We start from the raw sequence: 13,332 nt of genomic DNA on the forward strand, positions 1-13,332 counted from the left end.
TGGCATGTCGCTTGCAACGGATAATGTGCGACTAAAAATTGGCTGAGCCTGAGTAGAAGTTTACTAAATCGCCTTATTTTTAGTACGCTACTTTACTGTACTTATACTGTCATCAGGAGCGACCATCATGCCCAATTCACCTGCCTTTATTGCAAACAGCGCACCCTACGGTTTAACGAGTCAAAGTCGCATGGAGAGTGGGGTGCAAGACACCCAATTGAGTCAGAAACAAGGCGCGGTCTATCTGGTAGGCGCAGGATCTGGTGACCCCGAATTGTTGACGCTAAAAGCGCTGAGGGTGATGCAGCGCGCAGATGTGGTGCTGTACGACAGTTTGGTCTCTGAAGATATTTTGGACATGTGTGCGCTGACTGCCGAAAAGATATTCGTCGGTAAACGTCGTGCCAATCATGCGCTACCACAAGAGGGAATCAATGAGCTGCTCGTCAAGCACGCCCTTGCTAATAAAACAGTGGTTAGACTAAAAGGCGGTGATCCTTTTATTTTTGGACGGGGCGGTGAAGAGATCCAAGAGGTAGTACGGTATGGTATTTTTTTTGAATCTATTCCTGGTATCACTGCAGCCAGTGCCGCGGCGAGTCGCGCGGGTATCCCATTGACACACCGCGATCACGCCCAATCGGTGCAGTTTGTCACAGCTTGTAAAAAACTGGGCGCACCCAATGAGGACTATAGTGAATTACTGGACAGTACTCAGACGGTCGTTTTTTATATGGGATTGCATCGTTTGGATGAGATGACAAAAGGGTTGATAGAGGCAGGGCGAGACGGTGCGACGCCGTTTGCGATCATCAGTCACGCAAGCCTACCCACGCAGCAAGTACTCATCGGCACGTTAAAGGATATCGCCGAGCAGCAAGCATCCGCCAGCCTGCCCACACCAGCACTGCTGATTATGGGCGATGTGGTCAATTTGTATGGTGAGTTTGCAAACTATAACCTTGCGTCACTTAGTCAAACCTTGGAAGTCAGTTGTGTGTAAGCAGGATATCAGACAGGCTCATAAGTAGCCTCAGTCTTTGCGCCAATATACCTTAATAACGGAATCACTACGCTCTAATCCTAGCCTTTGTTGAATCAGCCCTCGAAGTGCTTTTGCTGTACCCGCCTCTAAAGCGCCCCAAACCTTCTCAATTTGTAGAGGGTGGTTAGTCAGATAGTTGGCCAATGTCTGATCAATTAAGACAGCCAACTCTTTTCCTGAATGGATCTTACCTGCCACCAAAGGCAACAGCATAAAGTTGTTGTCTGTTTGACACTCAGTACTTTGTCTTGTCTTGTCACCGTTTTTTTTATCAGTGCCTATTTTAACTGCATCAAAGTACGCTTGATCGGCTAGCTCTTGGGTGACACAAAGCACCAAAGGCGGTATCGGATTGTCCCAAAGCTCCAGTAAGCGTGCCACGGTGGGCATCGAGGTTTCATCAGCAATCAGTAATGCTTGTCCATCCTGCAAATGGGCCGTTTTTTCAGGGAACTCACGTTTACTCATGACGGTATCGCCTATTTGTAATGAGCTTGCCCAATGACCACCGGGCGTATCCCCATGCAAAAAAACATCAACCCATGCGCGTACGCCATCTGACGTCTGCCATGCTTTTCTTAATGTGTAATAGCAATGAGCACGCGTAGGCGAGGCCTTATCGCCCACGTTTTGTGAAGCGCTGGCATTATGCGCCAAATCAAACAAGTACGCATAACCTGCTTCATCAACGGGGACAGAGTTTTTATTGGAGACATCCAACGTAGACCCCGTCAATTCAAGTCGCAGCATATTTGGACTGACCTTATAGCTGTCCTGTACTAAAAAAGTCTGTTTGGTCAGTTTGATGGTTTTTTTGCCGAGTTTTTTATCCGCTTGTTGTTTGAGCAAAATATATTGCGTATTTAAGTCACTAAACTGGGTGATGGGCGCTGTAAAGGCTATAAAAAATGTCGGGTTGTGTGCCTGAGCAGACGTTTTTTTTGTGCCTTTATATTGTATTTGTAAAGCGATTGCCTCGGCATAGATATCAACCAGCTGTACGCTTGCCTCATCCATGTCTTCTGACGACAGAGAAGTAAAAGCGGTCAAAAACCCGAGCAATTCATCGTAATGCTCTTCATTGATGTGAGTGATGGCGCTGGCAAGTTCAGGAAAGTTTAAGGGGGTATAGGCGTTTGCTTGGGCATAAGAAGTGGGATTAGCAGAGGAGGTAGAATGGGTCATTTATATACTCACGAACAATAGTGGAGGAAGATAAAAAATATATTAAGTTAATGATAATTGTTTTTATTATCATTTACGAGTAAAATCAATTTTTATTGGCTTTTTTAGACAAATATCACGACTTTAATGAACGACGGGTAACTATATGTTATGTGCAGATCAACTGACCATCAGCCGCCAAGGCAACACGTTACTAGACAATGTGAGCTGTGAGATGGATACCAATGAGCTGGTCGCCTTAGTGGGGCATAACGGCTCAGGCAAATCCACTTTGATTAAAGCGTTGGCAGGTGAGATGACAATTAATGGTGGCAGTATCCGCTTAGATGAGCGCCACATTAGCGACTACAGCAGTAAGGAGCTGGCCAAGCAAATGGCCTATCTACCGCAGCAATTGCCGGATGCGGCTGGATTTACGGTGCGCGAGCTGGTCATGCTAGGACGATATCCACACCAAAAATGGCTACAAAAGCCCAACCAAATTGACAAGGATAAAGTTGCACAAGCGATGCGTATTACTCAAGTAGAGGCGTTCGCTGACCGTACGACTACCACGCTGTCAGGCGGTGAGCGAGCACGAGTTTGGCTTGCCATGTGTCTGGCGCAAGACACCCGTTATCTATTGCTCGATGAACCATTAGCAGCACTGGATATGCATTATCAATTAGAAGTGATTCAGCTTATTCGTCGTTTGGTCGATGAGCAGGGCTTGTGTGTGATTATTATTGTGCATGATATTAATCTGGCCGCGCAGTATGCGGATCGAATTATCGCCCTAAAAAACGGCCGAGTTTGTCACAAGGGTGATATCAAAAGCACCATGCAGCCCAACATACTGCGCAGTATCTTTAATGTGGATATGCAGCTGCTCCGTCATCCTATAACGGGACAACCTGTCGCCATCGCTTGATGTCTGATTTATCTTCTTTTTTTATTCATTGATTCTTCTTACTCGCCTAAAAAGATAGACCGTTATGTTTTCTGTTCTGTATAAATACAAATTCTTTCGTCTGATAATCAAACCTTTAATATCTGATTGTTTCAATTTTGCGCTGCTTAAGCGAAAGGGATGGTCTGTCATCACGGCATTGGTATTCACCACTGCACTTACTGCATGTCAGCAACCAACAACGGGGCAAAAAGATGCTCGGATAGATCAGTCTGATAACGTTACAATCAATATTGCTTCTCCTGATTGGGGCAATGCGGCGACGTTGACGGCCATGGGCTATCCTCCGATTGCGACAGGCGATATCAGAGTGTGGGACAGATGGGTCGGTACGCCTAAACTGCCGACCTCGACGGTTGATGTCGGTATCCGTTATCAGCCCAATGCCGAGTTAATCGCTCAGCTGCCAGTGGATATGGTCGTGGATAACTTTTTTTATGAGCATGCTCGCAATCTTTATGGCGACGTCCCCGCAGAGTCGATTATGTTTGCTGCTAAAGGGGAGCGTGCGACTTGGGCGGATTATACTGAGCCAACTCGTCAGCTGGGCAAACTGATCGATGTGCCTAAACTGGCTGAAGACTATGTTATCAAAAGCCATAAAGATATCAATCTTGCTGGTGCGCGCCTGCAACAGCGCTATCCACAAATCAAGAAATTTGCCGTCGTACAGTTTGCGGATGCTAATAATATGCGTATGTATGTTGCTAATAGTTTGTTCCAGCCCGCGCTTTCACAGATGCAAAAAGAGCTTGTGGTACTGGGCATAGGCAATAGTTACGGCTTCGTTCCGATACGAATGGGCGATTTGGCGCAGTTAGCTGAAGACGTGTGCTTATTAATTATAGATCCCCTTAGTCCAATCACTAGGGCTGAGATTAAAGACAGTTTGGTGTGGCAACGCTTAAGCTATGGGAACCAGCGTTGTATGGGCGAGCTGCCACCCGTATGGATTTATGGCGGCATGTCATCATTGGTAGGGTTGGCACATAACTTATCCACTGTTGAATTAAAAGGCGGAGCTGCGTCATGAACACCCATATTGACAATCACCCTCAACACCTTAATGCCAATAATACTAATAATAATGCCAATCCTATGACGTCACTTTCCACTTCTCAGTCGGTTGAATTATCAAAGCAGTCCCCAAAAATGAGACAACAATCATACGTCCCCCCGCCAACTCCGCCGCAACAACAAAACGTCTCCTTGTTCATTAATTCTTGGCGACTGTGGGTTATGGTTACCACCCTCATCCTGTTGTCATTATGGAGCAGTTGGGCATTGATTGCTCAGGAGTGGACGCGCCCACTAAGCGAGTTATTTCTTCCAAGCTCGCAATTGGATATCGCCAGTATGGCAACACAGCTACATCTAGTGGCGACCAGTATCGTGGCGCTGTTGGCAGGAGGGCTGCTTGGGGTGGTCAGTATCTTGCTACAGCAACTGGTCAAAAACCCGCTCGCTTCAGACACCACCTTGGGTGTCGGCGTAGGAGCACAATTGGCGATGCTGATCGTGACGCTGTTTTTACCAAGCTTGGCGATTTATGGTGGTGTTTATGTCGCCTTTGTCGGGGCAGTTATCAGTATGGGGCTGGTTTTTGCTTTATCGGCACCCAGTCGATTTAACCCTTTGATTTTAATATTGGCAGGCTTGGTGGTAAATATTTTGCTCGCTGCCGTCGCCAACGTATTGGTGTTATTTTTTGCTGAACGTAGTAACGGGATGCTGTCGTGGGCCGCGGGTTTTTTGGCGCAAAACAGCTGGTCTACCAGTGTGATGCTTGCGATTACCACGATCGCGATGACGGCTGTGTGCTTGCCTTTATTGAAGCCACTGACCTTGATGAGTTTGGATGACATGCAAGCCAAGCGTTTGGGGGTGCCGATTAACGGTATACGTGCCACCGTGGTACTTATCGTGGCTATCGTGACGGCTTTGGTGGTCAGTGAAGTCGGTCTGATAGGCTTTATTGGTCTTGGTGCTGCAAGCTTAGTCAATGCCCTTGGTGTTTCTTCAATCAACAAGCGTTTGGTCGCTGCTTTTGGCCTAGGTGCCCTGCTGTTATGGCTAACCAGCAACGTGGCGTTATTACTTGAGCCGATACTGAGTATGCAAATTCCTGCAGGGGCTATGACGGGAATTCTTGGGGCACCACTCATTATTTGGCTGATTTTACGTCAGCGACGTGAGCGTATAGAGACAGTGATTCCAACGCTGACGGGTAAGAACATGCCTGTCGCATATTGGCGCTGGGGTCTTGGTGTGGTCGTGATGATCGTACTGGCTTGCCTTTTTGTGCAGGATGTCAACGGCTGGGGCCTGAGTACGGACTGGGCAATCACCGAGCAGTATAGACTACCACGCAGCTTGAGTGCGGCGGCAACGGGTCTGATGCTGGCTGTTGCAGGTGTATTGTTACAAACACTCACGCGTAATCCGATGGCAAGTCCAGAGGTATTGGGGGTCAGCTCAGGAGCCGCGCTTGGGGTTATTTTAGGGTTTTTATTGCTACCAAGTTTAGGAATTACCGCTGGCGCAGGTACTTTGCTGATGTCAGGATTGTCTGGTGCGATAGCCGTATTGCTATTGATTATTTGGCTGGCACGCAGGGTAAGCTCAGGCTATCTGTTATTGGTTGGTATCGGTATTGCTGCCATGATGGATGGAGTGATGCACATGGTCAAGCTGTCTGGTGATCCGCGCCTAGAGGCGATGCTCAGCTGGTTATCAGGGACGACTTATAGCGCTCAGCCTAGTACGGTATGGTATCTCATCGGCATTGCGCTTGTCTTATTTGCCTTAAGCTTATTATTCATCAAACCCTTACGGGTTCTTGGTTTGGGTACGGGCGTCGCTCGCACGCTAGGGGTGGCCGTAACCCCAGTGACGATAGCGCTATTAGCACTAGTGGCAGCGCTTAGTACAGCCAGTACGCTTGCGGTAGGACCGCTCAGTTTTATTGGTTTGATGGTGCCACATTTGGCGACCTCCCTTGGTGCGGTAAGACTTGAGCGACAACTGCCTTTGGCGGCACTATTGGGCGCAGGGGTGATGGTGTTGGCAGATTGGGTAGGACGCTACGTCATCTTTCCGTATGAGCTACCGGCGGGCACTATTGCTGCCATCATTGGTGGCGCTTATTTCTTATGGCTGATTCGTAAAGTGCCCGTGGCCGTGAGTCGATAGTTTCCCAGAAAAAAGACAGGTTGATGACAATGCTGATGAGTTTACACTTGTGAGTATTTGTCGTTTGTCTGCGACTGAGCGTTAACAAACCTTGTTTTTGTACCAATTCTTGAGTTAATCGTTCAAAAATAAATAAAGTGGGTTGACAGCTGCGCAAAGGTCATCAATAATACGTTCCACAAATGATAATGATTATCACTTTTATTATCATTTAATATTTTGATCGAGGTTGTAGTGGATTTACACTATGTTTTTTAAATAAAGCTGACTGCACTAGTAATCATCACGTTTTTAATAACTGTGTTTTTAAGAGCCATATTTTAATAACTGAGCTTTTAACCCCTATTGTGTTCAATGATGGTATCTACAAACAGTCTGCAAACATTAAAACTTGTATTCGAGTTTTAGTGCATAAGCCGAATAAGGTTCGATGCTATGTCTACGTCTTTCTCAAAAGAAAAAAACAATAATAAACGCTATTTACATCGCCAAGCGCAGTTTGAATCCAAGGTGCGCAGTTATCCTCGCAAACTGCCTTTTGCGATCCAATCAGCTACAGGCGCTTGGATTACTGATGTGGAAGGCAATAAGTACATAGACTGTCTATCGGGCGCAGGGACACTGGCACTTGGGCACAATCATCCTGTGGTCACTGAGAGCATCAAACAGCTTTTGGACAGCAATCTGCCGATGCACACCTTAGACATTACCACGCCATTAAAAGACAAATTCAGCGAATTTATGTACACGCTTTTGGCGACCGAGAGTGACGAGTATTGCTTGCAGTTTTGTGGACCAACGGGCGCTGATGCGGTAGAAGCCGCGATGAAATTGGCAAAACAAGTCACTGGTCGCTCAGGCATCGTCAGCTTTAGTGGTGGCTATCATGGGATGACGCATGGCGCGCTTGCTGTCACTGGCAATCTGGCACCCAAGCAAGGCATTGAAGGCCTGATGAGTCCGGTACAGTTTTTACCGTATCCCAATGCTTACCGTTGCGCTTTTGGTTTGTCTGCTGAGCAAAGTGTCAGCGCTCATATCACTTATTTTGAAAATTTTTTAAAAGATGTAGAAAGCGGCGTGGTCAAACCCGCGGCCGTCATTTTAGAAGTCATTCAGGGAGAAGGCGGGGTCAATCCGGCACCAATTGAGTGGCTCAAGCAGGTACGCCGAGTGACCAGAGAGCTTGATATTCTATTGATCATTGATGAGGTGCAAACGGGATTTTGCCGTACGGGAAGCTGGTTTGCGTATCAATACGCAGACATCGATCCTGACATGATTGTCATGTCAAAAGCTATTGGCGGCGGTCTGCCACTTGCGATACTCGGTGTTAAGAAGCAATACGATGCCTGGCAAGCGGGCAATCACTCGGGCACCTTCCGTGGCAATCAGTTGGCGATGGCAACAGGACTTGCCACCCTCGAATATCTAAAAGACAACGATATGGCAGCTTATGTGGCTGAGAGCGGCGCTTGGTTTATGTCAGAGTTAAAAGGACTACAAAAACGCTATCCGAGAATTGGGCATGTCAGAGGTCGAGGCCTGATGATCGGTGTGGAGATTATAGATCCGGCTCTGCCTAGACACAGTGATGGCAGTTATCCTGCCGATAGTGCGGCGGCGGCAAGCATTCAGCAGGCGTGTTTTAGACACGGTTTGGTCATTGAAAAAGGGGGACGCGGCGGCACCGTCCTGCGCTTCTTGCCACCGCTTAATGTGACAAAAGACGAGCTACACCAAGTATTAGACAAGCTAGAGCAGGCGCTACAAGAAAATCAGTAGCGCATCGTAACACTCGTATAATTTTAGCTTAAAAAACGCATAACAATAATCGCATCTCTCATTTTAATAGAGGCGCAAGACAAACTGGTGAGGATATTTTGCATTTATTAAACGAGAAAACCAGTGAGCAATACCTCACACATATGCATAAAACGAGTGCCATCATTAAACAGTGGCTCAATGACAACAACGTCTATTCAGGTGGGACCCCGCAGCAAGTGCAAGCAGCGAATTCGGTCAGTATTCAGTCACAAGGACGAGATATCGAAGCCATACTGGCGGATATACAAGACAAGTTTTTGCCCAGCTCTGTATCCACGGCACACCGTCGTTGTCTAGCGCACTTGCATCCACCGACCTTAGTGATTGGTCAAATTGCCGAGATGATCATTGCGGCGACCAATCAAAGTATGGACTCTTGGAACCAAAGCCCTGCCGCCACTTATATCGAAAAAGATTTGATCGAGTGGCTGTGCCAGCTGTGCCATTTTGAAACCAGTGATGATGTTCAAATACACACTCAAACAGACGCTGATGCTGATAACCAAGCAAGACACAAGGCAGGTGGCGTGTTTACCAGTGGCGGTACCCAAAGCAATTTGATGGGATTGCTCTTGGCGCGCAATAAGTTCTATGCAGCCAAAGGCATCAATGTACACAAAGACGGCATGATGGGTCAGCCGCGCGGCATCATTCTTTGCTCAGACCAAGCGCACTTTTCTATCGAAAAAAATGCAGCATTGTTAGGGCTTGGCATTCGGTGCGTTGAAAAGGTAGGTACCGATGCGAGTGGCGCGATGCTTGTCTCTCATCTACAGCAAAAAATAGAGGAGATAGGCGCGGATAATGTGATGGCAGTGATTGCCACGGCTGGCACCACAGATTTGGGTGCGATTGACCCTTTAGCTGACATTGCCAAGATGTGCCGTGAGCATAAGATATGGCTACATGTGGATGCGGCTTGGGGCGGGGCTTTGCTCCTGTCTCAGCGTTATCGTCACCTCATTGACGGCATACAAGCAGCGGATTCCATTACTTTAGACTTTCACAAGCATTTCTTTTTGCCGATCAGCTGCGGTGCTTTTTTATTACGGGATCAACAAGACTTTGAGAGCATTCGTCATCATAGTGAGTATCTCAATTCCTCCGATGATGAAAAAGACAATATCCCAAATCTGGTCACGTATTCTCTCCAAACCACGCGTCGATTTGACGCCTTAAAGCTTTGGATGGCGCTTGACTTATTAGGGACGGATGATTATGGCGCATTGATTGACAACTGTCTTAGGACAGCGAGACAAGCGGCAGAGCTGGTTGAAGACCACGCTGATTTTGTGTTAGTGCATCAGCCGATTATCAGCAGTGTCTTATTTTACTTTAAACCAAAAGATACCGCGTTGTCCGATCAGCAGCTGTCTCAGTTAAATCGCCAAATAGCGCAGGACTTGTTAATCAATAATATTGCCAACGTGGCCACCACTCAATACGAGCAGCACCTTTGCCTAAAATTCACTATTTTAAATCCTAATACGCAAGCCTGTGACATCAATACCATTATAGAACAGATGACTATCGCTGGTTTTAATCGACTCCAAAATTATGAGGGACAGCCCTATGATGCAACAAAAAACGCTTGATCGTTTGACACTACAAAATTTAGTGAATGCCTACTGTTACGAGACAGGGCGCGGCAAAATCATGCCAGTCAAGGGGCAGGACTTACTATATAAACAGATCTCGCAAGACAAGCCTGTTTTGGTATTAAATCTGGCACAGCACAACACTATTATGGCGGTGCCCGTGGACAGAGTCAGCCAGTTGGGTCAGCACCGTTTTGCTGACACGCCTTCTGTATTAAATGCAGCTTCATTAAACGACGCTCAATCAGAACCTCAATGGCTAAAACCGTCTGCTGTGAGCCTTGCGTCTTTTATTATCGAAGACATCGTGCATCAGCACAAAGATGATGTAAAACTCGATGGTAATGGTGTACTAAAGCGCTGGCTTGAAAGCTATGAAGGGCTGCAAACTATTTTAGCGCATCGCAGTGATGAGCTTGATGACATTATCGATGACACACAAGATTTTATTCAAACCGAGCAAAGTCTGATTTATGGACATGCCATGCATCCGACCCCAAAGGGTCGTGCAGGTTTTTATGGTGCTGAGTGGGCAAAGTATGCCCCCGAAACCAATAGCAAAACGCAGCTGAACTATTGGCTGGTGCATCCGGACTATATTGTCGAAGAGTTTGTCGATGGCGATAGTATTACCGCTGAGCTAAAGACCAAGCTACTCGCGGATATGAGCGACTATCAACGACAGCTTATCAACCAATATCCCAACCATAAATTATTGCCACTACATCCTTGGCAAGCGACGTTTTTGCAGCAACAAGTCTGGTATCAGGCGTTAACTGAAAAAGGTCAGCTGTTTGATTTGGGCGGGCTTGGCTGGCATCTGCATCCGACGACATCAGTGCGTACGCTCGCGGCATTTGAGGCACCGTGGATGTTTAAGTTATCGCTATCGGTAGCGATTACCAATTCTGTGCGTATCAATTTGCCCAAAGAGTGTAAGCGCGGTATGCACGCCTGCCGGATATGGCGTAGCGATTATGGTAAGCAGTTGGGCGCTGAGTATGACACGATTGCGGTATTGAACGATCCTGCGTGGATTGCGTTGTCTATAGACGGCAAAATCATCGATGAGACCATCTGTATCTTGCGTGACAATCCTTTTACTCAGTCCATGCAAGTCACCAATCTTGCAAGCTTGAGCCAAGATCATCCCACTCGTCTCACCAATCGCTTTGCCACTTTATTTGCGTCTATCCATCAGCGTACCGGTAAGCAGTTGGACGAGATTGCAACTGAATGGTTTGACACTTATCTAAAAGTCGGTTTTATACCGCTCATCCACATGTACTATCAGCATGGCATTGGTTTTGAGGTGCATCAGCAAAACAGTCTGATAGAGCTAAAAGAGGGCTATCCTGCAAAGTTTTGGGCGAGAGACAATCAAGGGTTTGGCTATATTGCTGAGTATGCGATGCCGCTGATTGATGCTTATCCTGAGCTGATTAGTGAAGGTGAGTGCGTCATTCCAGAAGATTTTGCCGATTCGCGCGTGGCCTATTATTTAGTTGGCAATACTGTTTTTGGTCTTATCACCGCGATTGCTCGTACTCAGCTTGTCAGTGAAGCCACTTTATTGGCCACGTTTCGAGATTGCTTAGAGATGCTGGACCGTCAGTACCCGCATCGCTCGTTATTTGATCTATTACTGCGTAGTCCGACGCTACCATTCAAAGGTAATCTGCTGACCAGACTTCATGCGCTAGATGAGCTGACGGCACCTGTTGAAACCCAGTCTATCTATGTCGATATTCCCAATCCTATGAGCGCTTAGGGTCGGTATCGTCGATACTCAATGAAACAGATATGGGTCGTTGTAGTCAGTTGAAAATAAAATCGATACATTAATATCCCATTCCCTGTGTAACGATTTTAAACAGGATGGACGATAGCATGTAGAACTGGTACAAGTTTTCCTCGCTTGCTGTACCGATAATGACAGAGGCTTTGGAGCATTTATCTCAGTTTTGCTGACAGACTTTTATGTTGACTTAACGATAGCTCAGTATCAATCAATATGTAAATAATCGGTATAAATCAGTAAGGAATCAACGTGTTAGATCTTCTCGGTATCGGTTTGGGGCCATTTAATCTTAGTCTAGCGGCGTTGCTCGACAAAACAGACGTCAATGCCAAATTCTTTGAGCAAAAGGCGGGGTTTAATTGGCACAAAGGTATGATTTTACCGCACACCACACTACAAGTGCCCTTTATGGCGGATTTGGTGACATTGATAGATCCGACCAGCCCGCATTCATTTTTAAACTATCTGCATACGCAGCATCGACTGCTCAAGTTCTATTTTTTAGAGGATTTTAAGATTTATCGTAAAGAATACAATCACTATTGCCAATGGACTGCAGGGCAGCTAGGTAGCTTGGTGTTTGATGCGCAAGTGATAGAGGTGGCGTTTAATCAAGACTGTGATGAGAGTTCCAACGCTAAGGAACATAATGGATTTGTCGTGACGGTTCAGGAACAAGGCGAGCAAAAAACGTATTACGCCAAAAACCTAGTCATAGGCACGGGCACGCAGCCGACGCTACCGACTGCACTGCAAAAACTGGCCAATCAAGCACCTGAGCGCTGTATGCATACCGCGCATTTTGCCAATAACTTCGATCTTGAAGCCATTCAGGCAAAAAGTAGCAAACACAATGACAATAAGTCAGACGATAGATTAACCAAAATCGTGGTGTTGGGATCTGGTCAGTCGTCAGCTGAGGTATACCGCGAATTGTTTGACCAGCAACTTGATAGCAATGATGAGCCAAAATTCCAATTGGACTGGATAACCCGCTCGTCTGGTTTTTTTCCGATGGAATACTCGCCATTGGGGTTAGAGCACTTTAGTCCCGCCTATACCGATTACTTTTATCAGTTGGACGGCGCGACCAAAGCACAAGTCGCGCCCAAGCAGGACTTGCTCTATAAAGGCATGGGGTTTGACACCATACGCGATATTTATCATAAGCTCTATGAGCGCAGCATTGGCAATCAAGCGCCATATACGACACTACTGTCCAATTGTGCCGTGATCGAGGCAACCTTTGACGATACTTTATTTGATGACACCTTAAAAGTAACGTTTGAGCAGTGTGAGCAGCAGCAGTTTTTTACGGCGGATTACGACTGCCTCATCGCTGGCACCGGTTATCGTCATGCGCTGCCTACCTGCCTAAACCCATTGCTACCATCCATTGATTATGATGAATTTGGCCAACCAAAGATTGATCGGCACTACGCGTTGATGTATCAAAATCGTGATAGTAATAGCGGCAAAGTCTTTGTACAAAATCAAGAAATTCATACTCATGGCGTAGGTACTCCTGACTTGGGGCTGGGTGCCTATCGAGCCGGGCAAATCATCAATCAATTACTAGGTAAGGCCATTTACGACACCGATGCATTAGAGGTGTTCCAAAAATTTGGCGCATCCTCCTAATGCCATGGTCATCATATCAATGAGCAGTATCGCGATTTATTTTAAAAGGCGTACGTTTTTACTAAGAGAAATTTTGCAAAGCCTCTAAACCACA

At 46.6% G+C, this 13,332-nt stretch carries 9 protein-coding genes; 8 read left to right on the top strand and 1 reads right to left on the bottom strand.

All coding sequences use genetic code 11. The features are described 5' to 3' along the window. Positions 1 to 190: 190 nt before the first annotated feature. Positions 191 to 1,003, top strand: coding sequence for a uroporphyrinogen-III C-methyltransferase (gene cobA, locus DVY93_RS04735; RefSeq protein WP_404671833.1), 813 nt, complete (start codon positions 191 to 193; stop codon positions 1,001 to 1,003). A 30-nt stretch (positions 1,004 to 1,033) separates the two neighbouring features. Here cobA and DVY93_RS04740 read toward each other — a convergent pair whose 3' ends face one another. Continuing rightward, positions 1,034 to 2,230: a siderophore-interacting protein gene (locus DVY93_RS04740; RefSeq protein WP_230709400.1), complete on the bottom strand. Its 1,197-nt coding sequence runs from the start codon at positions 2,228 to 2,230 to the stop codon at positions 1,034 to 1,036. A gap of 145 nt (positions 2,231 to 2,375) precedes the next feature. Between DVY93_RS04740 and DVY93_RS04745 the strand changes: the two genes are divergently transcribed. The 7 genes from DVY93_RS04745 to DVY93_RS04775 all read left to right on the top strand — a co-directional run bounded on the left by DVY93_RS04745 (position 2,376) and on the right by DVY93_RS04775 (position 13,238). Beyond that, entirely contained in the window at positions 2,376 to 3,140 is a 765-nt protein-coding gene (locus tag DVY93_RS04745; RefSeq protein WP_198333539.1) for an ABC transporter ATP-binding protein, read from the top strand. A 64-nt stretch (positions 3,141 to 3,204) separates the two neighbouring features. Beyond that, the gene (locus tag DVY93_RS04750; RefSeq protein WP_230709406.1) at positions 3,205 to 4,212 is read left to right on the top strand and encodes an ABC transporter substrate-binding protein; all 1,008 of its coding nucleotides are present in this window, start codon (positions 3,205 to 3,207) and stop codon (positions 4,210 to 4,212) included. Then, the gene (gene fhuB, locus DVY93_RS04755; RefSeq protein ID WP_230709408.1) at positions 4,209 to 6,371 is read left to right on the top strand and encodes a Fe(3+)-hydroxamate ABC transporter permease FhuB; all 2,163 of its coding nucleotides are present in this window, start codon (positions 4,209 to 4,211) and stop codon (positions 6,369 to 6,371) included. The genes DVY93_RS04750 and fhuB overlap by 4 nt, the downstream gene beginning before the upstream one ends. Positions 6,372 to 6,806: 435 nt before the next feature. Further along, positions 6,807 to 8,156: a diaminobutyrate--2-oxoglutarate transaminase family protein gene (locus DVY93_RS04760; protein ID WP_198333541.1), complete on the top strand. Its 1,350-nt coding sequence runs from the start codon at positions 6,807 to 6,809 to the stop codon at positions 8,154 to 8,156. Positions 8,157 to 8,254: 98 nt separating this feature from the next. After that, positions 8,255 to 9,793 carry a pyridoxal phosphate-dependent decarboxylase family protein gene (locus DVY93_RS04765; RefSeq protein WP_230709410.1) on the top strand — a complete coding sequence of 513 codons (1,539 nt, stop codon included), beginning with the start codon at positions 8,255 to 8,257 and terminating at the stop codon, positions 9,791 to 9,793. Then, entirely contained in the window at positions 9,771 to 11,567 is a 1,797-nt protein-coding gene (locus DVY93_RS04770) for an IucA/IucC family protein (RefSeq protein WP_230709411.1), read from the top strand. The genes DVY93_RS04765 and DVY93_RS04770 overlap by 23 nt, the downstream gene beginning before the upstream one ends. A 279-nt stretch (positions 11,568 to 11,846) precedes the next feature. Then, on the top strand, positions 11,847 to 13,238 hold the full coding sequence (locus DVY93_RS04775; RefSeq protein WP_230709413.1) for a lysine N(6)-hydroxylase/L-ornithine N(5)-oxygenase family protein: 1,392 nt from the start codon (positions 11,847 to 11,849) through the stop codon (positions 13,236 to 13,238). Positions 13,239 to 13,332 lie beyond the last annotated feature (94 nt).

The sequence above is a fragment of the Psychrobacter sp. CCUG 69069 genome (genome assembly GCF_021023115.1).
Lineage (GTDB): Bacteria > Pseudomonadota > Gammaproteobacteria > Pseudomonadales > Moraxellaceae > Psychrobacter > Psychrobacter namhaensis.